The 26,141-nt window shown below is 40.2% G+C and carries 24 protein-coding genes; 14 read left to right on the forward strand and 10 right to left on the reverse strand.

Annotated elements, in window-relative coordinates; genetic code table 11:
- From kdsC to AB4J89_RS14365, 3 genes are read right to left on the reverse strand one after another with little or no spacing between them, the layout of a single operon-like run.
- On the reverse strand, positions 1 to 558 hold the full coding sequence (gene kdsC, locus AB4J89_RS14355; RefSeq protein WP_088493809.1) for a 3-deoxy-manno-octulosonate-8-phosphatase KdsC: 558 nt from the start codon (positions 556 to 558) through the stop codon (positions 1 to 3).
- 27 nt (positions 559 to 585) lie between these two features.
- Positions 586 to 1,560 (reverse strand): arabinose-5-phosphate isomerase KdsD, encoded by a 975-nt coding sequence (gene kdsD / locus AB4J89_RS14360; protein WP_109393140.1) that lies wholly within the window; start codon positions 1,558 to 1,560, stop codon positions 586 to 588.
- 18 nt (positions 1,561 to 1,578) lie between these two features.
- Positions 1,579 to 2,559, reverse strand: coding sequence for a calcium/sodium antiporter (locus tag AB4J89_RS14365; RefSeq protein WP_088493808.1), 981 nt, complete (start codon positions 2,557 to 2,559; stop codon positions 1,579 to 1,581).
- A 239-nt stretch (positions 2,560 to 2,798) separates the two neighbouring features.
- Here AB4J89_RS14365 and mlaF point away from each other — a divergent pair, with 239 nt between their 5' ends.
- The 9 genes from mlaF (at position 2,799) to AB4J89_RS14410 (ending at position 9,196) form a co-directional block, all read left to right on the forward strand.
- Positions 2,799 to 3,611, forward strand: a complete 813-nt coding sequence (gene mlaF, locus AB4J89_RS14370) for a phospholipid ABC transporter ATP-binding protein MlaF (RefSeq protein WP_072063774.1) — start codon at positions 2,799 to 2,801, stop codon at positions 3,609 to 3,611.
- Positions 3,612 to 3,614: 3 nt separating this feature from the next.
- Positions 3,615 to 4,394 carry a lipid asymmetry maintenance ABC transporter permease subunit MlaE gene (mlaE, locus tag AB4J89_RS14375; RefSeq protein ID WP_075671447.1) on the forward strand — a complete coding sequence of 260 codons (780 nt, stop codon included), beginning with the start codon at positions 3,615 to 3,617 and terminating at the stop codon, positions 4,392 to 4,394.
- Positions 4,395 to 4,397: 3 nt separating this feature from the next.
- Complete coding sequence (mlaD, locus tag AB4J89_RS14380; protein ID WP_088493807.1) at positions 4,398 to 4,934, forward strand: outer membrane lipid asymmetry maintenance protein MlaD; 537 nt, start codon at positions 4,398 to 4,400, stop codon at positions 4,932 to 4,934.
- A gap of 96 nt (positions 4,935 to 5,030) precedes the next feature.
- Complete coding sequence (gene mlaC / locus AB4J89_RS14385; protein WP_075671443.1) at positions 5,031 to 5,660, forward strand: phospholipid-binding protein MlaC; 630 nt, start codon at positions 5,031 to 5,033, stop codon at positions 5,658 to 5,660.
- A 1-nt stretch (position 5,661) separates the two neighbouring features.
- The gene (gene mlaB / locus AB4J89_RS14390) at positions 5,662 to 5,955 is read left to right on the forward strand and encodes a lipid asymmetry maintenance protein MlaB (RefSeq protein WP_088493806.1); all 294 of its coding nucleotides are present in this window, start codon (positions 5,662 to 5,664) and stop codon (positions 5,953 to 5,955) included.
- Positions 5,956 to 6,095: 140 nt separating this feature from the next.
- Positions 6,096 to 6,350, forward strand: coding sequence for a BolA family iron metabolism protein IbaG (gene ibaG / locus AB4J89_RS14395; protein WP_006535338.1), 255 nt, complete (start codon positions 6,096 to 6,098; stop codon positions 6,348 to 6,350).
- 48 nt (positions 6,351 to 6,398) lie between these two features.
- Positions 6,399 to 7,661, forward strand: a complete 1,263-nt coding sequence (gene murA, locus AB4J89_RS14400; RefSeq protein ID WP_088493805.1) for a UDP-N-acetylglucosamine 1-carboxyvinyltransferase — start codon at positions 6,399 to 6,401, stop codon at positions 7,659 to 7,661.
- A gap of 194 nt (positions 7,662 to 7,855) precedes the next feature.
- Positions 7,856 to 8,917, forward strand: coding sequence for a DUF2157 domain-containing protein (locus AB4J89_RS14405; RefSeq protein WP_088493804.1), 1,062 nt, complete (start codon positions 7,856 to 7,858; stop codon positions 8,915 to 8,917).
- A gap of 33 nt (positions 8,918 to 8,950) precedes the next feature.
- Positions 8,951 to 9,196, forward strand: a complete 246-nt coding sequence (locus tag AB4J89_RS14410; RefSeq protein ID WP_088493803.1) for a CPCC family cysteine-rich protein — start codon at positions 8,951 to 8,953, stop codon at positions 9,194 to 9,196.
- Between the two features lie 26 nt (positions 9,197 to 9,222).
- On the opposite strand, the gene degS is transcribed toward AB4J89_RS14410, so the two are convergent.
- The 3 genes from degS to zapG form a co-directional block, all read right to left on the reverse strand.
- Positions 9,223 to 10,293, reverse strand: coding sequence for an outer membrane-stress sensor serine endopeptidase DegS (degS, locus tag AB4J89_RS14415; protein ID WP_088493802.1), 1,071 nt, complete (start codon positions 10,291 to 10,293; stop codon positions 9,223 to 9,225).
- Positions 10,294 to 10,500: 207 nt separating this feature from the next.
- Positions 10,501 to 11,892, reverse strand: a complete 1,392-nt coding sequence (degQ, locus tag AB4J89_RS14420) for a serine endoprotease DegQ (RefSeq protein ID WP_088493801.1) — start codon at positions 11,890 to 11,892, stop codon at positions 10,501 to 10,503.
- A 230-nt stretch (positions 11,893 to 12,122) separates the two neighbouring features.
- The gene (gene zapG / locus AB4J89_RS14425) at positions 12,123 to 12,527 is read right to left on the reverse strand and encodes a Z-ring associated protein ZapG (RefSeq protein ID WP_075671429.1); all 405 of its coding nucleotides are present in this window, start codon (positions 12,525 to 12,527) and stop codon (positions 12,123 to 12,125) included.
- A 203-nt stretch (positions 12,528 to 12,730) separates the two neighbouring features.
- On the opposite strand from zapG, the gene zapE reads away from it, so the two are divergent.
- The 5 genes from zapE (at position 12,731) to sspB (ending at position 16,931) form a co-directional block, all read left to right on the forward strand.
- Complete coding sequence (zapE, locus tag AB4J89_RS14430; RefSeq protein ID WP_368469703.1) at positions 12,731 to 13,846, forward strand: cell division protein ZapE; 1,116 nt, start codon at positions 12,731 to 12,733, stop codon at positions 13,844 to 13,846.
- 434 nt (positions 13,847 to 14,280) lie between these two features.
- The gene (gene rplM, locus AB4J89_RS14435) at positions 14,281 to 14,709 is read left to right on the forward strand and encodes a 50S ribosomal protein L13 (protein WP_006535327.1); all 429 of its coding nucleotides are present in this window, start codon (positions 14,281 to 14,283) and stop codon (positions 14,707 to 14,709) included.
- A 15-nt stretch (positions 14,710 to 14,724) separates the two neighbouring features.
- Positions 14,725 to 15,117, forward strand: coding sequence for a 30S ribosomal protein S9 (rpsI, locus tag AB4J89_RS14440; RefSeq protein WP_004245284.1), 393 nt, complete (start codon positions 14,725 to 14,727; stop codon positions 15,115 to 15,117).
- Positions 15,118 to 15,773: 656 nt separating this feature from the next.
- Complete coding sequence (sspA, locus tag AB4J89_RS14445) at positions 15,774 to 16,415, forward strand: stringent starvation protein SspA (protein WP_023582862.1); 642 nt, start codon at positions 15,774 to 15,776, stop codon at positions 16,413 to 16,415.
- 6 nt (positions 16,416 to 16,421) lie between these two features.
- Positions 16,422 to 16,931, forward strand: a complete 510-nt coding sequence (sspB, locus tag AB4J89_RS14450; RefSeq protein WP_088493799.1) for a ClpXP protease specificity-enhancing factor — start codon at positions 16,422 to 16,424, stop codon at positions 16,929 to 16,931.
- Between the two features lie 119 nt (positions 16,932 to 17,050).
- Here the strand turns inward: sspB and AB4J89_RS14455 are convergent, their stop codons facing one another.
- The 4 genes from AB4J89_RS14455 to gltB form a co-directional block, all read right to left on the reverse strand.
- Positions 17,051 to 18,319 carry an amidohydrolase gene (locus AB4J89_RS14455; RefSeq protein ID WP_088493798.1) on the reverse strand — a complete coding sequence of 423 codons (1,269 nt, stop codon included), beginning with the start codon at positions 18,317 to 18,319 and terminating at the stop codon, positions 17,051 to 17,053.
- Positions 18,320 to 18,333: 14 nt separating this feature from the next.
- On the reverse strand, positions 18,334 to 19,608 hold the full coding sequence (dcuC, locus tag AB4J89_RS14460) for a C4-dicarboxylate transporter DcuC (protein WP_088493797.1): 1,275 nt from the start codon (positions 19,606 to 19,608) through the stop codon (positions 18,334 to 18,336).
- Positions 19,609 to 20,117: 509 nt separating this feature from the next.
- A complete protein-coding gene (locus AB4J89_RS14465) occupies positions 20,118 to 21,515 on the reverse strand; it encodes an FAD-dependent oxidoreductase (RefSeq protein ID WP_102949415.1) in 1,398 nt (465 codons plus the stop codon).
- A 9-nt stretch (positions 21,516 to 21,524) separates the two neighbouring features.
- Positions 21,525 to 25,985, reverse strand: coding sequence for a glutamate synthase large subunit (gene gltB, locus AB4J89_RS14470; RefSeq protein ID WP_368469707.1), 4,461 nt, complete (start codon positions 25,983 to 25,985; stop codon positions 21,525 to 21,527).
- Positions 25,986 to 26,141: the final 156 nt, after the last annotated feature.

Genomic DNA, 26,141 nt, shown 5'->3' on the forward strand with positions numbered 1-26,141 from the left:
TTATATCGAAAGACCTTTAGCTTCTTCAAGCCGACCTTGCGCTAAAAGGATTAAATCACACAATTCTCGTACTGCACCACGACCACCCGAAATGCGGGTTACATAATTAGCACGAGGTGTAAGTAATGGATGAGCATCAGCCACGGCGACAGAAAGTCCTACTTTTTCCATTACAGGTAAATCAATCAGGTCGTCACCAATATAGGCTGTTTGTTCAGGTTTAAGGTTTAGTGTATCTAACAGTTGTTGATACGCCAAAAGCTTATTATGCTGACCTTGGTAAAGATATGTAATGCCAAGGGTTTTAGCACGATCTTCTAACAGTTTAGACTGACGACCTGTAATGATAGCAACCTCAATGCCGGATGTAAGCAAACAACGGATGCCATACCCATCACGAACGTTAAAGGCTTTTAATTCTTCGCCATTATTGCCCATGTAAATGAGTCCGTCCGACATCACACCATCAACATCACAAATCAGCAATTGGATTTTTTCTGCTTTTTTGATGATTTGCTCGCTTACTGCACCATAACAAGTTTCTATCATTGTATTCATTTTTATCCTTCGAACGTTATGACTATCTTATACAACACCAGCCTGTAATAAATCATGCATATGTAAAACACCTAACAGGATATCACTATCTTGTTCTGTTACTAATAGCGAGGTGATATGTTTTGCTTGCATTAAATTCAGTGCTTCAACTGCCAAACAATCTGGGCGAATACGAATACCGCCTTTTGTCATAACATCTGAAATTTTGGCATTGTTCAGATCTATCCCTAAATCAAATATTCTTCGTAAGTCACCATCAGTAAAGATACCGTTGATCAGCATACTATCATCGCAAATGACGGTCATACCTAATTTTTTACGGGTTATCTCGACAAGTGCTTCACGTAAAGTGGCATCTTTAGTGACGCGAGGGATATCTGCCTCTTTATTCATTAAATCACTGACATGAAGGAGTAATTTACGACCTAATGCCCCTCCGGGATGAGAGAGAGCGAAATCTTCAGCAGTAAAACCACGGGCACGTAACAGTGCTATTGCTAGTGCATCCCCCATTACCAAGGTTGCCGTTGTACTGGTTGTTGGTGCAAGACCTAAAGGACAGGCTTCTTTAGGTACTTTGATACAAAGATGAATATCAGACGCTTTCCCCATTGTACTTTGAGGAGTGCGTGTCATACAAATCAGTGTTATCTGTTTACGTTTAAGTACTGGGATCAGCGCAAGGATTTCGCTGGCTTCACCTGAGTTTGAAATCGCCAAAACAATATCTTTTTCTGTCACCATGCCTAAGTCGCCATGGCTTGCTTCACCGGGATGAACGAAGAAAGAAGGTGTTCCTGTGCTGGCGAATGTAGCCGCAATTTTATGTCCAATATGGCCAGATTTACCCATACCCATAACAATGACTCTACCTTGGCAGTGGAAAATTTTTTCACAGGCTAGAGTGAAGTCATCATTGATGTATTGTTCTAGTTCAGCTAACCCATCACGTTCAATATGAAGGACTTTTTTACCCGCTTGCTGAAAATCAAACTCGGTCATTTTTTTGTACCATTTATTTTAGGTTAAGAGAGAATGTGCGACGCACAACACCGTAATATAAACAATAAAGCAAACTAACAAGAATATCCCTTTTCCTCGATTAAGACGTCGTTTACGCCCTAATGAAAAGAGAGAAAACAGTAAACTGGCGACACCAAGTACAGCAAAGCTAAAATAAAATGCGTTGATATTAAATGTGCTTGGTGAGAGTAATGCTGGCATTCCTAACACAAAAGTGAGATTGAAAATATTAGCACCTATAATATTCCCTAATGCTAATTCATTCTCGCGTCTTAGTGCTGCCACAATGGTTGTTGCTAATTCAGGTAGGCTTGTTCCAATCGATAGCAAGGTTAAACCAACAAAAAAGCCACTAAGATGATACTGTTGCATTAAAATAAAGACATTATCCAATATCATTTGGGTTGCAACTGGAATAATAAGTAAAGCAATAACAACCCAAAAAAGTGCAACAGAATTACGGGGATTTGTCTGTAATTCAAAACGCGTTAAGGTTTCTAAAGGTAATACATGACGCTCTTGTGTTAGTGTTTTATGCATCGTTTTTATCATTAGAAATATGGATGCAAAACCAATAAAAAAGAGCAGAGTGCCTTCTCTAAGCCCTAAGTTTCCGCTAGAAACGATAATGCCAACAAGCATGATGACTATAATCATCAAGGGAAGCTCTTTTTTTAGCACTGCGGATTGAATGTTCATAGGATAAATCATCGCGCCAATACCAGCGATGAGGAGAAGGTTGGTGAGTGTAGAGCCAATGGCTGTCCCGATAGCAATATCAGGTAAATTATGAACAGCAGCATCGGTTGAAACAAAAAGCTCAGGCAGTGAAGTACCTGTGCCTACAATTAAGATACCAATAACGGCAGGTGGGATTTTTAACGATTGCGCAAAAACGCTCGCACCATAAACTAATCGGTCTGATGCATAAACGAGTAACATCAACCCAAAAATTAAAAGAGACAAAGTAATCAACATGCCATCAGTTTTCCAACAATGAGCGAATAAAGAAAAAACCAATAAGACAGGGCTGATAAAAAAACATATTGTCAAAAGGTTTTGCTAATTAACCATATTTTGACTAGCCAAGCACGAAAAGTAAAATTAACCGTGCAATAAATTGCTAAATAGTGGTGATTTCTTTGTAACATAACGAATGACCTGCCAAAATAGCGTAAAAATTCGTTTATGCAGACAGGCTTGAGGATGTTTTATTCATGAACGCACAATCTGACAATCTAATTGAAGTGCGCAATATGAACTTCACTCGCGGTAGCAGAAAGATTTTCTCTGAGATCAATCTTGTTGTACCAAGAGGAAAAGTGACTGCGATTATGGGCCCTTCAGGGATTGGTAAAACAACCTTGTTACGCCTAATGGGAGGACAAATCCTTCCAGATAGTGGTGAAATTTGGTTTGATGGCGACAATATTCCTGCGCTATCACGCTCTGCGTTGTATCAGGCAAGAAAGAAAATGAGTATGCTTTTTCAATCAGGCGCACTGTTTACAGACATGAATGTATTTGAAAATGTGGCATTTCCACTAAGAGAGCATACAAATTTACCTGAAGCATTGATCCGTACAACGGTGATGATGAAACTTGAAGCCGTGGGTTTACGTGGTGCAGCAAGTTTAATGCCTTCTGAATTATCAGGAGGCATGGCGAGAAGGGCGGCATTAGCAAGAGCTATTGCGCTTGATCCTGAACTGATTATGTTTGATGAGCCATTTGTTGGGCAAGATCCTATCACCATGGGTGTACTTGTTAAATTAATTGATGAATTAAATCATGCGCTTGGCGTAACTTGTGTTGTGGTTTCCCATGATGTGCCTGAAGTGTTAAGTATTGCCGATTATGCCTATATTGTTGCAGAGCAGAAAGTCATTGCTCAAGGTAGCGCACAAGAATTACAGGACAATCCAAATAGGCAAGTAAGACAGTTTTTAGATGGTATTGCTGATGGCCCTGTACCATTCCGTTTTCCTGCGGGAGATTATCAGGACGACCTATTAGGACGAGGAAATTAGTACGTGGTAAATTTATTATCTCGCATTGGCGTTAGAGCGTTAGCGATTTTTGCAACCTTCGGTAGAGCAGGCATTATGCTCTTTCGAGCATTAGTCGGTAAGCCTGAATTTCGTAAACAGTGGCCTCTATTATTGAAGCAACTGTATAACGTCGGCGTTCAATCCTTATTAATTATCATGGTGTCTGGCTTATTTATTGGCATGGTGTTGGGATTACAAGGCTATCTTGTTTTAACAACCTTTAGTGCTGAAGCGAGTCTTGGCATGATGGTCGCACTTTCATTGTTAAGAGAATTAGGCCCAGTCGTGACGGCATTATTATTTGCGGGTCGTGCGGGCTCTGCTTTAACAGCTGAAATCGGCTTGATGAAAGCCACAGAACAAATTTCTAGTTTAGAAATGATGGCAGTCGATCCTTTAAGACGTGTCGTTGCGCCTCGTTTTTGGGCAGGTCTTATTAGTATGCCATTGCTTTCACTTATTTTTGTTGCCATCGGTATTTGGGGTGGTGCAATTGTGGGTGTGGATTGGAAAGGGATCGATGAAGGCTTTTTCTGGGCATCTATGCAAGGTGCCGTTGAATGGCGACTCGATTTAGTAAACTGCTTTATTAAAAGTGTCGTTTTTGCCATTACCGTCACTTGGATAGCGCTCTTTAACGGGTATGACGCAATCCCAACATCAGAAGGGATTAGCAGAGCAACAACACGTACCGTTGTTCATTCATCGTTAGCCGTATTGGGTTTAGATTTTGTGCTAACAGCACTGATGTTTGGGAACTAAGTCATGCAAAGTAAAAAAATTGAAGTTTGGGTTGGTCTATTTGTTCTGATTGCGTTAGCTGCCGTGATTTTCTTATGCCTTAAAGTAGCTGATATTAAAGAAATGGGTAATCAACCAACTTATCGTGTTTATGCCAGCTTCGGTAATATTGGTGGGTTAAAAGAACGTTCCCCAGTTAAGATTGGTGGTGTGGTGATTGGTCGTGTTTCTTCTATCACTTTAAAAGAAGAAGATGAAGGGAACTATCGACCTGAAGTCGCGCTCGATATTCTGAGCATTTATGACCACATTCCAGAAAGTAGCTCACTGTCTATTCGTACATCGGGTTTATTAGGTGAACAGTTCCTTGCATTGAATTTAGGTTTTTATGATGAAGCATTAGATTCTACTCTGCTCAAAGACGGAGGACGGATCACAAACACCAATTCAGCAATGGTACTAGAAGATCTTATTGGTCAATTCCTTTATAAAACGGGTGATGGTGATGATTCAGCAAAATCTGAAACTCAACCAACGCAAGAACACTCTGCATTACCTTAATCATTAATTCCTATACGATGCACTTATACATTTAGCTAGATCTAGCGTCATAAATGCATCGTATTATTAAAACCCTATTTGAGGAGAAGCGAACGTATGTTTAAACGCTTATTGATGGTCGCACTATTAGTGATAACGCCTTTTGCAATGGCAGTAGATAAAACTAATCCTTACGCATTGATGGAAGATGCTGCGCAAAAGACCTTTAGTAAATTAAAAAATGAACAACCTGAAATTCGTAAAAACCCTGAAGTTTTACGTCAAATTGTTCAGCAAGAATTATTGCCTTATGTGCATATTAAATATGCGGGTGCATTAGTGTTAGGACCGCATTATCGTAATGCAACACCTGCACAACGTGATGCTTATTTCACTGCATTTGAAGCGTATCTAGCTCAAGTATATGGTCAAGCATTAGCGATGTATGAAGGCCAAGAGTACCGTATTGAACCTGCAAAACCTTTCGCAGATAAATCAACGCTAACTATTCGTGTCACTATCATTGATACAAATGGTCGCCCACCAGTTCGCCTTGATTTCCAATGGCGTAAAAACAGCAAAACAGGCGAATGGCAAGCTTATGATATGATTGCTGAAGGTGTCAGCATGATCACAACAAAACAGAATGAATGGTCAGATATTTTAAATTCTAAAGGTGTTGATGGTTTAACAAAACAGTTAGAAATCAGTGCTAAAACACCAATTACACTGGATGAGAAAAAATAACATGTCAGCTTCGTTAAATTGGGAAAAAAAGGAGGGTGTCCTCTATTTCCAAGGAACGCTAGATCGTGAAACGTTATTGCCTGTTTGGCAGAAACGTAAAACATTATTAGCTGATATTAATATCATTGATATTTCTGCCTTAGGACATATTGATTCAACTGGGTTGGCACTTTTTGTTCACTTAAAAGCAGAAATGGAAGAGCAAAATCGTCAATTTATTATTCAAGGTGTAAGTGAGCGTTTTCAGACCTTAATTACACTCTATGATCTTGATGAAATTATGAATATTGCCTAATACAGATTTTGAGTAAAGGTATTAAAAAGCCCCCTTCGTGATACTTTTATCATTAAGGGGGTTTTTGATGGTTTAAGAGTAGAGCGGATTCCATTAGGATAGACGACTGATTATTATTTTAACGTTGAGATTGAGCAATTATGGATACAAATGAAATCAAACAAGTATTAATGGACAGCCTGTCTTTAGATGAAGTCATCGTCAATGGTGATGGTAGTCACTTTCAAGTTGTCGTTGTTGGCGCAATGTTTGAGGGAATGAGCAGAGTAAAACAACAACAAACCATTTATGCCCCTTTGATGGAATATATCGCAGATAACCGTATTCACGCTTTGTCTATTAAAGCCTACACACCTGAAGAGTGGAAGAGAGATCGTAAACTTAACGGGCTTTGATTCAGTAGGTATACAGCGTACAGCAAAATAAAAAAGAGAGTTCTACAGATGGATAAATTTAGAGTACAAGGGCCAACCTGTTTATCAGGTGAGGTCACTATTTCAGGCGCAAAAAATGCCGCACTACCAATCCTGTTCGCTGCGATCCTTGCCGAAGAGCCAGTAGAATTAACGAATGTTCCTAAATTAAAAGATATCGATACCACGATTAAGTTACTTAATCGCTTAGGAACTAATGTTGAACGCAATGGCTCTGTTTTCGTTGATGCTCGTAACATTAATGAATTTTGCGCTCCTTACGAATTAGTAAAAACCATGCGTGCTTCTATTTGGGCTTTAGGTCCGCTGGTGGCGCGTTTTGGCCAAGGTCAGGTTTCTTTACCGGGTGGCTGTGCTATTGGTGCTCGTCCTGTTGATCTTCATATTACAGGTTTAGAGCAATTAGGCGCTGAGATCACGCTGGATGAAGGTTATGTGAAAGCACGCGTTGATGGACGTTTAAAAGGCGCACATATCGTCATGGATAAAGTGAGCGTGGGCGCCACTATCACTATTATGACTGCTGCGGTATTAGCTGAAGGCAAAACCATCATTGAGAATGCGGCAAGAGAGCCTGAAATTGAAGATACTGCAAACTTCCTTAATACATTAGGCGCCAAAATCAGCGGTGCAGGCACAGATAGTATTACTATTGAAGGCGTAGAGCGTCTTGGTGGTGGTACTTATCAAATCCTACCTGATCGTATTGAAACAGGTACTTTCTTAGTTGCTGCTGCGATTTCTCGTGGTCGTGTTGTTTGCCGTAATGCTAAACCTGACACATTAGATGCAGTGTTGGCAAAATTACGTGAAGCAGGTGCTGATATTGAAGTTGGTGAAGATTGGATAAGCCTTGATATGCATGGTAAACGCCCTAAAGCGGTGACATTGCGTACTGCGCCACATCCAGGTTTCCCTACCGATATGCAAGCACAATTCAGCCTTTTAAACTTAGTTGCTGAAGGCGCAGGAATGATCACTGAAACTATTTTTGAAAATCGTTTTATGCACATTCCTGAGTTAATTCGTATGGGTGCTCACGCTGAAATCGAAAGTAATACTGTGTTATGCCACGGTGTTGAAAAACTTTCAGGCGCACAAGTAATGGCAACGGATTTACGTGCTTCCGCAAGCTTAGTACTTGCAGGTTGTATTGCTGAAGGCACAACCATTGTTGATCGTATTTATCATATCGATCGTGGTTATGAAAATATTGAAGCTAAATTACAGGGATTAGGGGCAAAAATAGAACGTTTGCGCTCTAATGACTAATTAATTTTAGTCATCTTTTTTAGCCATTTAAAACCATAGCACATTGTTGTGCTATGGTTTTTTTTACGCATTATTTTAATAGGGCTCTCAATAGAATAGGATAATTCATAAGGCATTTCTTTCGTGGCAAGATACAGTAAGAAAAACAGACCTGTGTTATAAAAATCACTATGAGCTAAAAGGAAAGAATATATATGCAGGTAACAAGGAAACAAGAGCGCCTAGTTCGTCAAGCACTGGATGAATGGCAACAATCTGGTGAGATTTCAGAACAAGAATATCAGCAATTAGGAAGTACATTGCACCGAATTCCCTTTGATTGGAAACGGTTGAGTCGCTATGCATTTTGGATAGCAATGGTGTGCTTGATTATTGCTGCTGGCAGTATCTTTAGTGATAGTGCTTTAATTTATTATCTCATTGAGATTTTTAGTGTTTCTGAAATTATGCGAGTGATATCTCCTGCACTTATTGCTTCAGCACTTTATTTTTGGGGATTTAAACGTCAGCGAAAAGAAACACAATGGCATTACAGTACTGAGTTTATTCTCTTTTTAGGTGTGATGTTTACGGCTATTTTTCTTTGGCAACTGGGAGAATTGTTGGATACAGGAAGTGGCCATATTGCACCTCTCTTTTTAATTGGCTGTGTCATTTATGGTGCAATTGGATTTATTAGTCGCTCCTCATTGGTGTGGTTATTCTTCTTGTTGATGTTAGGAAATTGGTTTGGTGCTGAAACAGGCTATGTTTCTGGTTGGGGCGCTTATTGGTTAGGAATGAACTATCCTATCCGTTTTGTCTTCTTTGGCGCGATGTTATTAGCAGGCTGTTATTTCCTACAAAATGTGTTGGTACGCCGTCGTTTATTTACCATGACAAAAATAATGGGGCTGACTTATCTGTTTATTGCGTTATGGATAATGTCTATTTTTGGTAATTACGATCCTGATACTTGGTATCGTACTTCAAGTGTGAATTTGTTACCTTGGGCACTGTTATTTGCTGTCGTTTCAGTTATCTGTATTTATATTAGCCTTAAAACCGATGACGGTATGTTAAGAGGTTTTGGTCTAACATTCCTTGGTATCAACCTTTACACCCGATTCTTTGAATATTTCTGGGATAGTTTACACAGTGCGATTTTCTTCTTTATTTTGGCGGTTTCACTGATTTTTATTGGACGAAAAGCGGAAAAGATTTGGCATACTGTTGAAAATAACTCAGTTGCCAATAAAGAGAGTAAGAGCGAATAGTATCATTAATAATGTGATAGGAGAGCCCATCCTATGGAAAAGCGAAGTTGTCATCTTCCTTTAGAAGTGAGTTGTGTTGCGTGCCATTATTTTGTTTTCAAAGATAAAGATGAGGCATTTTTTGAGATCTGCCCTGTATGTGGTTGGCAAAATGATGGTACTAAAGAAGGACAATATAGCGGTTGTAATCACTGCACATTAGAGGACTATCGCAACACTGAAAGCTTTAAAGAAAATTGCTTACAAAGTGCGACGTTTTATATGAAATCTCCCTACTAGCCAAGTATAGGGAGATTTTTTGTTAGTTATGATTCAGGCTGGTATTCAGAAATAGTTACATCAACATTGATCTCATTGCCTTCGCGTAATACCGTGACAGGTAATACCGTACCGGGGCGCGTTTCTGCAATATAGTCCATCATTTCCATCGCGGAAGTCGCTGGCGCATGATTAATACTAAGGATGATATCGCCTGTTTTGATCCCAGCTTTATCTGCGGGACCATTTGGGGTGATCCTAAAAATACGCAACCCTTGAATTTGCTTAATATCGGTATTAGATGAGCGAATTCGTGGTAATTCTTTTGCTGTAATACCAATAAATCCACGGATAACACGACCATCACGAATAAGTTTATTCATGATTTTTACAGCCAGTTCGGTCGGAATAGCGAAGCCGAGACCTTCAGCGCTTGGGCGATACCCATTGTAGGTTCCTGAGTCAAACGTCATAGTATTAATACCCACAAGTTCGCCCTCTGTATTAATGAGTGCTCCACCTGAGTTACCTTCATTAATCGAGGCATCTGTTTGCAGGAAATTTTGGTAACGTGTTGGACTTAATCCAACGCGACCCGTAGCACTGATGATCCCTTGCGTAATAGTTTGCCCAATATTAAATGGGTTACCAATAGCCAGTACAACATCACCAACATGAGAAACTCGCTTAGTATTAATGGGGATCGTCGGGAGTTTATCGGCATCTATTTTTAATACTGCAAGATCGGTTAACGGATCGGAGCCAACAAGTAAGCCTTCATAAAGATCACCATTTTGGAGTGCGATAAGGATCTGATCCGCATTATTAATAACATGTTGATTCGTCAGAATATAACCACGACCATCCATAATGACGCCGGCACCTAAAGATGTCAGTTCACGACCTTCTTGAGAAAAACTTCCCATCGTACTGCTATAAACATTAACAACCGCAGGGGCAGCTCGTCGTACCGCAGTGTTATAGCTAAAAGGCGCATTGAGAAAATCACCATTAAGTAGGCGTTCAATAAAAATAGGGCGAATTGAAGGGACTGCAATCAAGAGAATTGCTGCTGTGAGAAGACCAATGAGTGTTGATCGCAGTAACTTAGTTAACATAAAAATCCTGTATTTATGTCTGACTGTAAAATTATTCGCGTAGGAGCGGTGAGAATAGCATAGTTTAACTTATGAAAGCATCGCTCAGCGCATAAAATCCCCTTTTAAGCCAATGACTCTTATCAAAAATAGGGATAAAAAAAGCCCTATAATGGAAATTATAGGGCTAAAGAAATCAATAAATTAGATAGGTGAAAAGCTTACTTCTTAGCGCGGTGTATTACGTAACAGCAGGTAAATTTCTTCATTACCACGCTGAATATTCAATGCAAGAACAGGCGGTTTAGCGTCAATTGCTTTACGTAAATCGCCTAATGAGGTAATTGGCGTATTATTGATACCAATAATAAGGTCGCCTTTCTGTAAACCAGATGCCGCAGCCGCAGAATCTTTCTCAACAGAATCAACAGCGACTGCTTTAACTTGTTTGTTTAAGTAGTTACTTAATGTGGCACCTTGTAGTGCAGGAGAGAAGTTATCTGCACGAGTTGCATCTGCCGATTGTTTCTCTAATGTCACTTTAACATCCATTGGTTTACCTTGACGGATCAAGCCAATTAGGATCTCTTTACCCGGCGGTGTAGTACCCACTTTAGCTCTCAATTCAGCAAAGCTATTGATACGTTTTCCATCAACTGAAATTAAAACGTCACCGGGTTTAATGCCTGCTTTTGCAGCGGATGAATCTGGCATGACTTCGCTAACAAAAGCACCGCGTTGTGCATCAATATTAAAGGATTTCGCCAGATCAGAATTCATTTCTGTACCACGAATACCTAAGATGCCACGTTTAACTTCACCATGAGAAATCAGTTGTTGGCTAAGATCACGCGCCATATTGCTTGGGATAGCAAAGCCGATACCAATGTTGCCACCACCCGGTGCTAAAATAGCGGTGTTAATTCCGATTAATTCGCCATTTAAGTTAACGAGTGCACCACCAGAGTTACCACGGTTGATTGAAGCATCAGTCTGGATAAAGTTCTCTAAACCTTCAAGATTTAAACCGCTACGACCTAATGCGGAAATAATGCCGGATGTTGCTGTTTGGCCTAAACCAAATGGGTTACCTACTGCAACAGCAAAGTCACCAACACGTAATTGGTCAGAGTCTGCCATTTTAATTGCGGTTAAGTTAGTTGGTTTTTCAATTTGCAGTAATGCGATATCTGTTTGTGGATCGCTACCAATTAATTTTGCACTAAATTCACGGCCATCATTAATTTGCAGTTGAATTTTATCTGCACCATCAACAACGTGGTTGTTTGTTAATACGTAGCCTTTTTGTGCATCAATAATGACACCTGAGCCTAAGCCTTCAAAAGGGCGAATACTTTGTTGTTGTGATGGAAAGTTTGGACCAAAGAAGAATTTGAACTCTTCAGGCACTTGCTGGCTTTGTACTCGTGTTCCTGAAACGTGCACACTGACAACAGCAGGTAACACTTTTTCTAACATCGGTGCAAGGCTTGGCAGTTGTTCGCCTGATGGCATAACCGCTGGCAGTGCCGCCATACTGGTTGCTGGAATAGTAGAGAGTGAAAGTCCGACACTCATTGCTAACGCACTAAGTAATAATTTTCTTTTTTTAGTCAACATGAATTAGAGTCTCTTGATACAGTTATCAAAATAAAAGTTATTGCTCAAAATGAGCTCGATGTCACTAAGACCTGTACTGACAAAGGAAAGTTCATTAAGACATGATGTGCTTTGCTTCCTTTTACATGGATTTACAAGACAAAAGCTATCTTTAAAACCATAGCAAATAATTGTCATTTTATGATATTTAGTAGAAAGAAAAACGCCACAATAAATGTGGCGTTTTAATATTAACTGTCTTTTTTCTCTGTGGGTCTGAACAATCCAGATGCCCCTTCGGAGTAATCACGAGGTGGCATTTTTATTGGAGATTGATCATTAGCCGCTTCTGACTCACTTAATCGGTAATTAAATGGATTTTCTTGAGCAGGCATATCAGGCATAAGCTCATTAGAGCTTTTTGCCATATGTTGATAAAGCTGACGGTAATCTCTCGCCATGTTATCTAATAGTTCAGCACTTCTAGCAAAGTGGCTGACAAGTTCATTGCGATAAGTATCAAGTTCTTCTTTTTTCGTGTCTAACTCTGCTTTGATAGCATCTTGTTGGCGAAGGGTGCTGTTACCGTAACGCATTGCAAGTGCGCCGATAATAAGACCGACAACTAATCCAATCAGTGCATAAACCCAAACCATGGCAACTCCTTTTCATCTAATAGTGAGGACGATGGATTCTTATAACATCATAACCGCTAAAAGGCATGGGTGGAATAATATCCTTAAGCTTAATATAAAATTCGTGTGTTACGTTGATGTTAAAACAATTCTTAATGCTTATAATAGAGGCATTCGACAGACACAAATCAGTATGTCAGAAAATTAAGGATAAGAGGGCATTCATGACTGTTAGTACGCCGTTATCACTTTATGAAGCCGCATTGAAGCAAGGTGATTATCAACCCGATGATGTTCAGAGAAAAACTGTTCTTCACCTTCAACAGATATACCATGCATTATTAAAAGAGACTCCACCAGAAAAAAATTCGCTAACACAGCGATTATTCGGGCGAATTCGCACAAAAAAACAGATTGTTGCACCAGAACGTGGTTTATATATGTGGGGCGGTGTTGGACGAGGTAAAACATGGTTGATGGATATGTTTTATCAAAGTTTGCCAACAGAGCGAAAACTTCGCTTACACTTCCATCGCTTTATGTTACGTGTTCAAGAAGAGCTAAAAAACTTACAAGGGCATGAAAATCCGTTAGAAATTATTGCTGATGGGTTTAAAGCACAAACCGATGTCCTCTGTTTTGATGAGTTTTTCGTTTCTGATATTACTGATGCAATGATTTTAGGTACTTTGCTTGAAGCGTTATTTGCCAGAGGTATCACGCTAGTGGCAACATCAAATATCCCACCTGATGAGCTTTACCGTAATGGATTACAACGTTCCCGCTTTTTACCTGCAATAGAACAAATCAAACTTCATTGTGACATTTTAAATGTAGATGCAGGTATTGATTACCGTCTTAGAACATTAACGCAAGCGCATCTTTTTTTATCTCCGCTTAACGATGAAAATCGCCAGGAGATGGATAGAATTTTCATGCACTTGGCAACCAGCGAACCGCAAATTGATTGTACATTAACCATTAATCATCGCCCTATGAAAGTAAGAAAAGCATCTAATGGTGTGCTCGCTGTGAATTTTTCAACCTTGTGTATGGAGCCGCGTAGTCAGCTTGATTACATTGAGCTTTCTAAGCATTATCACTCTGTTTTGCTATATGACATGGAGCAAATGGGGACATTACATGAAGATGTTGCGCGTCGGTTCCTAGCGCTTGTTGATGAGTTTTATGAGCGTAAGGTGAAACTTATTATTAATGCAAATGTAGAAATGAACGAGATTTACCAAGGTGATTTTTTACGTTTTGAATATCAACGTTGCCTATCTCGTTTACAAGAGATGCAAAGTGAAGAATATTTAGTGCAACCTCATCTCGCTTAATTTTTAATTCTTGAAGAAAGTCATCTTTCATTATGATAGGATGGCGCAGGTTAAGTTGCTTGATGTTTTTTTCTATGAAAATAGAAAGTATTAAGCAGCTTACAAGCGCTCTGGAAAGGAACAATTCTTCTCTTCAGGTAGCAAGAATTTATCAGTCAAATCAGAAAAAAGTGCCAGATTCGTTTTTTTCGCTGAAATATTGAAAAAGAATTCAATTGTTTTTCAATTATGACTCGATTTTTTTTTCTGACTTCTCTATAATCTTGCGACCCCACGTTGCAGCAAGTTTTTTATTTCCCAAAAAACTCGCATTTTAGAGTCAGCAGTGCTACTCGAAGGGGTAGGTTTGCTGGACACAAGAGTCGTGTGAACCTCAATAGTATTTGAACCGAGCGTTCACCAACGTGTAACTAAACATTGGGTAATTTTCAATAATGAAAACTTTTACAGCTAAACCAGAAACCGTAAAACGCGACTGGTACGTTGTTGATGCAGACGGCAAAACTTTAGGCCGTTTAGCAACTGAAATTGCTAGCCGTTTACGCGGTAAGCACAAAGCGGAATACACTCCGCACGTTGATACTGGTGATTACATCATCGTTTTAAACGCTGAGAAAGTAGCGGTAACTGGTCATAAACGTACTGACAAAGTTTACTACCGTCATACTGGTCACGTAGGTGGTATCAAACAAGCGACTTTCGAAGAGATGATCGCCCGTAGTCCTGAGCGTGTAATCGAAATCGCGGTAAAAGGCATGCTGCCAAAAGGGCCTCTGGGTCGTGCGATGTATCGTAAACTGAAAGTTTACGCAGGATCTGAGCACAACCACGCGGCACAACAACCGCAAGTTCTGGACATTTAATCGGGATAATAGGCAATGGCTGATAATCAATACTACGGCACAGGTCGCCGCAAAAGTTCTTCCGCACGTGTCTTCATTAAGCCAGGTAGCGGTAATATCGTAATCAACAAACGTAGCCTAGAAGTTTACTTCGGCCGCGAAACAGCACGTATGGTTGTTCGTCAACCGCTGGAATTAGTTGATATGCTGGGTAAATTAGATTTATACATCACTGTTAAAGGTGGTGGTATTTCTGGTCAAGCTGGCGCGATCCGTCACGGTATCACTCGTGCACTGATGGAATATGATGAGACTCTACGTTCTGATCTGCGTAAAGCTGGTTTCGTAACCCGTGATGCGCGTTCTGTTGAACGTAAGAAAGTGGGTCTGCGTAAAGCACGTCGTCGTCCACAGTTCTCTAAACGTTAATTTGTTATCTTTTAGATATCAATTTGATGTTGAAAACCCGTCTTCACAGGCGGGTTTTTTATTTTTGACTTATTTGTGTTTATTAATAATAAAAACATAATGTTGCTAAAGCATGATGCTGTTACTCATAAAACAGGCTTTATGTAAGATAACGCTAGTATTAAAAAGCGTATTTTTTAGATGTTATCTCTAAATAATTTCATTTTTTGATATTATAATCTTAGTTTTAAGGTAGTGTGGCATATTGTGTTGAATTATTTGCATTAGCCCCCCTAAGTAACATGAATTCTGGTAGAATAGCGAGCTTTGGTGTCTTTCTTTCTATGACTTCACAATGTTGCTAATGGGTATATCGATAGTAATACCTGTAATGAGTTTGAAAGTCATACCAAAATTATTATGACAATAATGATTGTTGAATGATTATTTTGGTATTACTTGATAATGATATGTGCCGCAAAGACAGGTGAGTTTTTAACCCTGTAAAATATGATTATCCCACGATAACACTGTTATACAGGTAGTTACCCAATGCAGTTAATAACTTAAATGTTTATTTAGGTCTACTGCGTTTGTGTGCTTGTCTTTTAGGAATGGGGAAATGGAAGGGGCATTGTGCTAATTCATTTCTTTAATTGATTAACTTGGAGGTTTTCATGGCTGTCGCTGCCAACAAACGTTCGGTAATGACTTTGTTTTCCGGTCCGACTGATATTTTCAGCCATCAGGTCAGAATTGTCCTAGCGGAGAAAGGTGTCAGTGTTGAAATTGAACAGGTTGAAGCTGGTAATCTTCCACAGGATCTTATCGATCTAAACCCTTACCAAAGTGTACCGACTTTGGTTGATCGTGAGCTGACTCTGTATGATTCACGCATCATCATGGAATACCTTGATGAACGCTTCCCTCATCCTCCTTTAATGCCAGTTTATCCTGTTGCTCGTGGTAGCAGCCGTTTAATGATGCATCGTATCGAGCATGATTGGTATTCTTTAATGAACACCATCGAGAAAGGAACAGAACAGCAAGCAAATGCTGCTCGTAAACAGTTAGCAGAAGAATTACTGGCTGTATCTCCTGTGTTTAAAGAATATCCATACTTTATGAGTGAAGAGTTCAGCTTAGTAGATTGCTACTTAGCTCCTCTGTTATGGCGTTTACCAGTACTTGGTGTAGATTTAAGTGGCGCTGGCGCTAAAGATGTACAAATTTATATGCAACGTGTTTTTGAGCGTGATTCTTTCCTCGCGTCACTAACCGAAGCAGAGCGTGAGATGCGCTTACCTTCAAGAGGGTAATAAAGTATGGAGATTATGGATATGTCTCCGCGTCGTCCGCATTTATTACGTGCGCATTATGATTGGATCATCGAAAACGATTTAACACCACATTTAGTTGTTGATGTGAATATCGTTGGTGTCCAAGTCCCAATGGAATATGCGCACGATGGTCAAATTGTACTAAATATTTCATCTCGTGCAGTAGATAACTTAGAGTTAACGCCGTATCAGGTTTTATTTAGTGCAAGCTTTGGCGGCATACCTCGTAAAGTACGAGTGCCTATGGCTGCTGTTATGGCTATTTATGCGAGAGAAAACGGTGCGGGAATGATGTTTGAGCCAGAGCCTGCTTATGAATCTGGTGCATCATTACAGTTTGCTGAAGATGATAGTGAAGAGAACGATATAGCTCCGGCTAGCGAAGGTTTGTCTCTCGTCACTGATGAAGCTGTTGAAGCTGATACCTCTTCACCAGATGATGATCCAGAACCACCTCGCCCAACGGGTCGTCCAGCACTGCGCGTTGTGAAATAAGAGATTATCTTATTAGTATGAATGAAAAGCCCAGTTCAACCGAACTGGGCTTTTTTATACACAAAAAAAAGCGCCCTATATTGCTATAGAGCGCTTTATTGGATTATGTTACCGATAAATTATTTCAGTAGTTCTTCTAAACATCCAGTGTAAAGATTAACCGCAGTCATTAATTGTTTTTCATCGAAATCAAAGCCTGCTTGGTGGTGACCAGCCGTTCTGTCCGCACCAACAACGAAGTACAGTGATTTACCACCACAACGTTGTACACGTTTTGCTAATACTGTCGCATCTTCACTACCACCGAATGGGCGCGTTGCAACCGCAGTTAGCTCAGAATGTTTACCAACAACTTTGGTCATAACATCAATCAGTTCTTGGTCATTTGTCAGGTCAACGGCTTCACCCATGATCTCGCTTTCCATTTCTAACTGGAAGCTATGTGCTGCGCCTTCAGCCATACGTACTGCATTTGCAGCCATAAAGCTGTTGATCTCTTCGTTTTCACCGCGAACTTCAATTTGCATCTCTGCATTAGCTGGGGTGACGTTACGGCCTTCACCGGCTTTTAATACACCGATGTTGATACGTGACATCCCTTTACCATGACGAGAAATACCCAGCATTTGTGTTGCTGCATGGCAAGCACCTGCTAATGCATTACGACCTAATTCAGGCTCTGCACCTGCGTGAGATGGCGCACCTTTAAAACGGAAGTCATATTTAGTGGTACATAAGAAATGTGTTGGGTTAATAACAATTTCACCACTGTTTGCGATAAAGCCTAAGTGTGCACCTAAGAAGTAATCTGCATCATCAGCGATACCGCTTTCAGCCATTGCACGAGCGCCACGAACACCTTCTTCTGCTGGTTGGAATAAGATTTTAACTTTACCAACGACTTTATCTTTATTCTCAACTAACCAGTGAGCAACACCTAAACCGATAGAAATGTGTCCATCGTGACCACAAGCGTGCATTTCGCCAGCGTGACAAGAAGCAAAGTTCTCAGCATGAGGGCGGTGTTTAGTTTCGGTTGCTTCGTTAACACCAACACAGTCGATATCAAAACGTAGTGCTACGGTTGGACCTGCTTTGCCACTATCGAAGATAGCCACGCAACCCGTTAGCTCTTTCATTTCATCAAGCAGAGCTTCATCAACTTTATGCTCTCTTGCAACAGCGAGGCCTTTTTCAACGACTTGACGACGACGACCAAAAGCAAATTCTTGATTGATAACGTCAGGACCAACTTTAACTTCTAAACCTAAGCTACGTAATTCTTTGACGATTTTTGCTGTGGTTAAAAATTCTGACCAACCAATTTCTGGATATTGGTGAAACTCACGACGCCATTTAATTAATTTTTCTAGTGTAATTGCTGACATATTCATTTCTCCACTTATAACATGAATAACGCAACAGCGATGACGCCGATAATCATACCTGGTGCAGTACGTTTTGCGATTTCCATAGGGTTAACATTTGCAAGGCCAGCACAAACAATTGCTGCACCTGCCAGTGGTGACATAGTACGACCTAACGCGCCAGATAATGCCGCTGCCATACCCATATCAGGGATTTCATAACCGAATTGTGCAGCATGAGGTGTTACTGTTTCGTTGAATGCGAATGCTGCTGCGTCACCAGAACCTGTGATAATACCCATTAAGAATGGCCCTAAAGTACCACCCCAGCGAGCAAATTCAGGAGAATGAGTTAAGAAGTTGATGAACGCGTCGATTAAACCAGATGCTTTCAGACCTGCTGCGAATACTGCAGCTGCAATGATGATACCTAATACATCACCATAAGCATTACCCATACCTTTAAAGAACTCTTTCGTAATTTGAGCAGGGTTAGTTAATGTGATGAACAGGGCATAGATAGAACCGATTAACATTGCCGCAGGAACAGACAGTTTAAATGTACTGAAAGTCTCGAAGAATGGTAGAATTAACAGGATTAATGGAATGAAAGGTGCTGTTGCATATAAATAGTTAGGACGAACAGCTTCTGGCGTTGCTTGTGCTGATGAAGATGATGCATCACCCGTAGCAGAAGCCATTTTGAACTCTTTTTTCACTAAAGCGACAACGGCAAGAGAAACTGCTGCGATACCACCAGCCATTAAGCTGTATGGGCTATGGCGAGCGATTAAATCAACCACTTCCATATTTGCCATGTTAGCAACGAAGGCGTTATGCGACATACCAGGGCTTAGCATTGAGCCGATAGTACCACATAAGACTGCACCACCTGCGATAGCTGGGTGAATACGTGCTGCGATTAATAACGGAATGAGTGTTGCACCTACCGCAGCCGCACAACCTGCTGCTGATGGGATTGCGATATTAATAAAGTATGTTACGACAACAGTGGCTGGAATAAGGAAGAAGCCCAGACGAGTCATTACTTTTGATAAAACATGAACCAGATGCATGTCGCATTTGGTGTATTTCATAACATAAGCAAAACCCATACTCGAACAGATTGCTTGAATTAATGATGAAGACACCATGCGCTCACTAAATGCGGCAAACGCATCTAATGGGCTTAGGCTTAAAATACAGAGTAATAAGCCCGCACCAATTAGCACCATTCGGGTTTCATATTTTTTTATTAGCAAATAGACAGTTACGATAATAACGGCTACTGCTATAAGTTGCATCACCATAGTGATCCCCTAGTTAATTATGACAATACTATTAATTGTGAAAACGAACCTAACATCAATAAATTATATTTTTCTGTAAAGTTATTAGGTGACTCCATTATGAAGTTGGTAGATTGACAATATTTGATTGTTATCAAATTTAATAGCCGAAATAAAATCTATTTTTTTAGACTGTGATGTTATTAACAAATGCTGTAAAACAATTATCATTAAAAGATGACGGAAAGGTTAAATAAAAAGAGATAAAGTAAAAAATACGAAAATAAATTATATTTACTATAGATCAAGAGTGTTATTTTGATACAAAAAAGAATATCGATTTTTATCAAACTATTATTCTAGAAATTACATTAAATGGTAATGAGAATGATTATTTAGTCAGATATCTTGATGATCCTTAAATACTATTTATTAATTTCACAGATAATATTAAAAAATTATCCCACTTAAATTAAATGGGATAATAAACAAGAGAAATTGTTATTTTAAATAACGAAAATAAAAAATATTTAACATGATAAATATCGCAATATACCTTCAGCTGCCTCTCTTCCTTCTGCTATTGCAGTAACAACAAGATCAGAGCCTCGTACAATATCACCACCTGCAAATACTTTAGGGTTTGTTGTTTGATTTTGTATTTCTTGATTATCTGAAATAATAATTCTGCCTGAAGAGGCATATTCAATATTATTTTCATCTAACCATGGGTAATGTGCAGGTTTAAAACCAAATGCCAGAATAACCGCATCAGCAGATAACACATGTTCACTTCCTTCAATCGGCATTAATGTTTTATCGCTTTGAGTTTTAATAACGCGAATACCAACCACTTTATTTTGATTATCGACTTCAATATCGATAGGTTGAAGATTAAATAAAAATTCTCCACCTTCTTCTTTGGCATTTTTTACTTCACGTTTTGAACCTGGCATATTGCTTTCATTACGGCGATAAACACAAGTGACTTTATTTGCACCTTGTCGAATGGCAGTGCGTACACAGTCCATTGCGGTATCTCCTCCTCCTAATATCACGACATTTTTATCTTTAAGATCGCTATAAGGCGCTTGAGGATCTTCATCATAACCCATTAAATAACGTGTATTCCCAATTAAATAAGGTAGTGCGCTATAAACTCCATTAGCATTTTCATTAGGAAAATGGCCACTTAAACTGTGATAAGTGCCCAATCCTAGAAATACAGCGTCATATTGTGTTATTAGGGTATTTAGGGAGATATCTTTACCTATTTCCGTATTGAGGCAAAACTCGATACCCATTTCACTAAATAATTCACGGCGTCGGATCATCAGTGATTTTTCGAGTTTAAAAGAAGGTATCCCAAACGTAAGTAATCCTCCAATTTCTGGATGTTTATCATAAACAACGGGTTTCACACCTTGTCGAATAAGAACATCTGCACAGGCAAGACCTGCGGGACCTGCACCGATAATCGCGACCTTTTTATCGGTCATTGTGACGTGAGAAAGATCAGGACGCCATCCTTGTGCTAAGGCGGTGTCATTGATGTAACGTTCAATATTGCCAATTGTGACAGCACCAAAATCATCATTCAGCGTACAAGCGCCTTCACACAGCCTATCTTGAGGACAAACGCGGCCACAAATTTCAGGCAAACTGTTTGTTTGATGAGAAAGCTCAGCAGCCTCAATAATACGTCCTTCGTTTGCCAGCTTTAGCCAATTAGGAATGTAATTATGAACAGGGCATTTCCATTCACAATAAGGATTACCACAGCCTAAACAGCGATCGGCTTGTGCGGAGGCTTGTTGCGGTGAAAAAGCTTCATAGATTTCAACAAATTCAATTTTGCGGATTGCTAATGGCTTTTTGGTCGGCTCAACACGATTTAAGTCGATAAACTGATACACATTCTGACTCATAATATTCTCCTATTGTGCCTGAACGCGTAATTCAGCAGATGAACGACGAGGATGACCAAGCAACGCATTAACATCACTGGATTTTGGTTTCACCAATTTGAAATGTTGTGACCAATATTCCCATTGTGACAGTAATTTTTCACCTTGTTGTGAACCAGTTAGTCTGACATGTTCTGCGATCATGCCACGTAGATGTTCAGCGAGAATGGCAAAGGATGCAACAGGAAGCAACTCGATTGATGAAGTGTTGATCCGTTGTGATAATGTGAGATCTTCATCTAATAGATAGGCAAATCCACCCGTCATTCCTGCACCAAAGTTAATCCCTGTTTTACCCAGAACACAGACAATACCACCGGTCATATATTCACAACCGTTATCGCCAACGCCTTCAACAACAGCAATTGCACCGGAGTTTCTGACAGCAAAGCGCTCCCCAGCCAAGCCAGAAGCATAAAGTTTTCCGCCTGTTGCGCCATAAAGGCAGGTATTTCCCATAATGGTTGCGTGATGACTTTTAAATGCAGAGCCAACAGGAGGCGAAATTACAATGCGACCTCCTGCCATACCTTTACCAACATAATCATTGGCATCACCCACTAAGGTTAATTCAACGCCTTGTGCATTCCATACACCAAAGCTTTGACCTGCGGTTCCCGTAAAATAAAGTTTAATTGGTGTGGTAGATAAGCCACTTTCACCATATTTCTTGGCGATAATACCTGATAATGTTGCTCCCACAGAGCGGTCTGTATTACGAATATTAAAATAGTGTGTTTGGCTTTTTTGCTGTTTAACAGCATCGCAAGTTTGAGTAACAATTTGTTGATTTAACTCGCCTTTATCATAAGTATGATTATTTTCCTGACAATAAAGTGCATTACCTGATGGTGACGTTGCTGTTTCTAACAATCCACCTAAAGAGAGTTTTTGCTGTTTACTGCTAACACCTTCAAGGCATGAAAGCAGATCAGTTCGACCGATTAAATCGGTGATTTTTTTCACGCCGAGTAGTGCCATTAATTCACGGGTTTCTTGCGCAATAAAACGGAAGTAGTTAATAACACGTTCAGGTAATCCATGATAATGGTTACGACGAAGTGTTTCATCTTGGGTTGCAACACCCATCGCGCAATTATTTAAATGGCAGATGCGTAGATATTTACAGCCTAACGCCACCATTGGCGCAGTACCAAATCCAAAGCTCTCTGCGCCTAAAATCGCCGCTTTAATAATATCTAGACCTGTTTTTAATCCACCATCGACTTGTAAGCGAATTTTATGGCGTAAATTATTTGCCACTAATGCTTGTTGAGTCTCAACTAAGCCCAATTCCCACGGGCTGCCAGCATATTTTACGGAAGTTAAAGGGCTTGCACCTGTACCACCGTCATAACCCGCAATAGTGATCAAGTCTGCGTAAGCTTTAGCAACACCCGTAGCAATAGTACCCACTCCAGGCTCTGACACTAATTTTACAGAAATCAGTGCAGTTGGATTGATCTGTTTTAAGTCGAAAATAAGCTGTGCTAAATCTTCAATAGAGTAGATATCGTGATGAGGAGGCGGTGATATTAGGGTAACACCGGGTACGGCATAACGCAGTTGCGCAATATAAGGTGTCACTTTATCGCCGGGAAGTTGTCCGCCTTCACCGGGCTTCGCCCCTTGTGCGACTTTGATTTGTAAAACATCCGCACTCATTAAATAAGAAGGTGTTACGCCAAAACGACCAGAGGCAATTTGTTTAATGCGTGAGACTTTATCTGTACCGTAACGAGCTGGATCTTCGCCTCCTTCTCCTGAATTTGAAAAACCTCCCAATGTATTCATCGCTTGCGCAAGAGCTTCATGAGCTTCTCGGCTTAATGCCCCAATTGACATAGCGGCAGTATCAAAGCGTTTAAATAACTCGGTTTCAGGTTCGACTTCTTCAATCGAGATAGGTGTTGTTTTGTTATTGAGAACTAACATATCGCGCAAGGTGGTGATTGGGCGCTGTTGCACAAGGCTTGCGTAATGCTGATAGTCTGTATATTCCCCACTATTTACAGCTTTTTGTAGCGCTTGAACGACATCAGGATTATAAGCGTGGTATTCCCCTTTATGGGCATATTTTAATAATCCACCTGTTTCTAAAGGATAACGAGTTAACCAAGCTCGCTTAGATAGATTAAATAAATCCTGTTCAAAATCGCTAAAATCAGCACCATTAATCCGATTATCAACGCCCGCAAAACAGCGATTAACAACGTTATCGTTTAATCCGACCGCTTCAAAAAGTTGAGAGCAACGGTAAGACGCTACGGTTGAAATGCCCATTTTGGACATGATCTTATACAACCCTTTGTTTATGCCATTGCGGTAATTAAGCATCACTTGGGCATAGCTTGCTTGCAGAATTTTTCTATCAACACGTTGAGCTAAAGATTCATAAGCAAGGTAAGGATAAATAGCGGTAGCACCAAACCCAAGTAATACAGCGAAATGGTGTGGATCACGGGCGCTAGCGGTTTCGACAATGATATTGGCATCACAGCGTAAATTATTATCTACCAACGCTTTTTGTACTGCACCAACTGCCATAGGGGCAGGAATAGGCAGCCGCTCTTTAGTGATATTTCTATCGGATAAAACCAATAACACCGCACCATTACGAACTTCCTGTTGCGCTTTTGCACATAATTGGCGCAACGCAGTTTCTAAGTTGCATTCTATTGGCTGATAAGTGATATCAAGATGAACGGGGCGGTAATAAGGACTTTCTTGATTAATAAGCTGTTGAAAGTCGCTATAAAGCAAAATAGGCGATTTAAAACTCAGCCGATGTGCTTGACCTTCCGCTTCACAAAACACATTCATCTCGCGTCCAATACAGGTCGCTAAAGACATGACATGGGCTTCTCTTAATGGATCTATGGGAGGGTTTGTGACTTGCGCAAATTTTTGTCTAAAATAGTCATAAATAAGGCGAGGACGTTGAGAAAGTACAGCAAATGGGGTGTCATCGCCCATTGAACCTGTTGCTTCTTGCCCATTTTCTGCAAGCACATGCAAAATGCTTTCAAGCTCTTCTTGGCTATATGCAAATTGTTTTTGATAAGTAGCTAATAAGGTGTCATCAAAGGCGCGTTGTCCTGTGGCTTGCTGCTCTGGCAACTCTTCAAACGGTGTTAAGCGTTTGACATTGCGCTCTAGCCATAGTTTATAAGGATGGCGTCTTTTTAAATCCTCATCGGTTTCGGCAGAGTGGAGAATACGTCCATGATGAGTATCGATAACCATTAGCTCGCCGGGACCGACGCGCCCTTTTTCTTGTACTTCATCTGGCTGATAATCCCAAATACCAATTTCAGAAGCACAAGTTATGATGTTATCTGTGGTAATAACATAGCGAGCAGGACGTAAACCGTTTCTATCTAGCGTACACGCAGCATAACGACCATCTGATAACACGATGCCCGCAGGGCCATCCCAAGGCTCCATATGCATTGAGTTAAAATCAAAAAATGCTCGTAAGTCATCATCCATCTGTGGATTATTTTGCCATGCTGGTGGCACTAACAACCGCATTGCACGAACAATATCCATTCCGCCATTGAGAAAAAGCTCTAGCATATTGTCGAGTGAACTTGAATCTGAGCCACTTTCATTCACAAAAGGGGCGGCACTTTGTAGATCAGGAATAAGAGGTGTATGGAATTTATAGGCACGAGCTCTAGCCCATTGGCGATTGCCGGTAATGGTATTAATTTCACCGTTATGCGCTAAATAACGAAAAGGTTGTGCAAGAGGCCATCTGGGAGTGGTGTTAGTTGAAAAACGCTGGTGGAACAAACAAATTGAAGATTCCATGCGTAGATCAGCGAGATCGGTAAAAAAGCGTGGCAGATCGATTGCCATACAAAGGCCTTTATAAATCGTCACCAAATTAGAAAGACTGCAAATATAAAAATCACTATCAGTAATACGTTTTTCAATACGTCTACGAGCAACAAAGAGTCGTCTTTCAATATCACTTATCCGCCAACCTGCGGGAGCATTAACAAAGACTTGTTCAATTAAAGGAAGAGAAGAAAGGGCGATACTGCCTAGAATATCGGTGTTAATAGGAACTTTACGCCAGCCCACAATAGAGAGTGTTTCACGTTGAAGCTCTTCTTCAATAATAAGGCGACATTGTGCCGCGATATTAGGATCTTGGCTTAAAAATAGCATTCCGACAGCGTAGTTTTTAGCTAAATGCCAGCCTTTTTCCTCAGCAACCAATTGGAAGAAACGATCGGGTTTTTGTAAAAGTAATCCACAACCATCGCCCGTTTTACCATCAGAAAGAATGGCTCCTCGATGTTGCATTCTGGCGAGGCCATGGATCGCGTTTCTGACAATTTTATGACTGGCTTGCCCTTCAATATGCGCGATCAACCCAAATCCACAATTGTCTTTTTCCTGTGTCTTTTGATAGAGCATTTTTTGCTTCCTACTTAGTTTACTGGGCACCTCAAAACAGAGCGCAAAAGGAACGTTTTGGCTCAAAGTATGTAGGTAAATTTATGGGTGCTCATCGGGTGATGTTGTGTTTGCCTAGCTTGGAGTGTTTTTTATATTGCTACGCAATGCCTTTTC

This window comes from Proteus sp. STS61-E (genome assembly GCF_040932335.1).
GTDB lineage: Bacteria > Pseudomonadota > Gammaproteobacteria > Enterobacterales > Enterobacteriaceae > Proteus > Proteus mirabilis_B.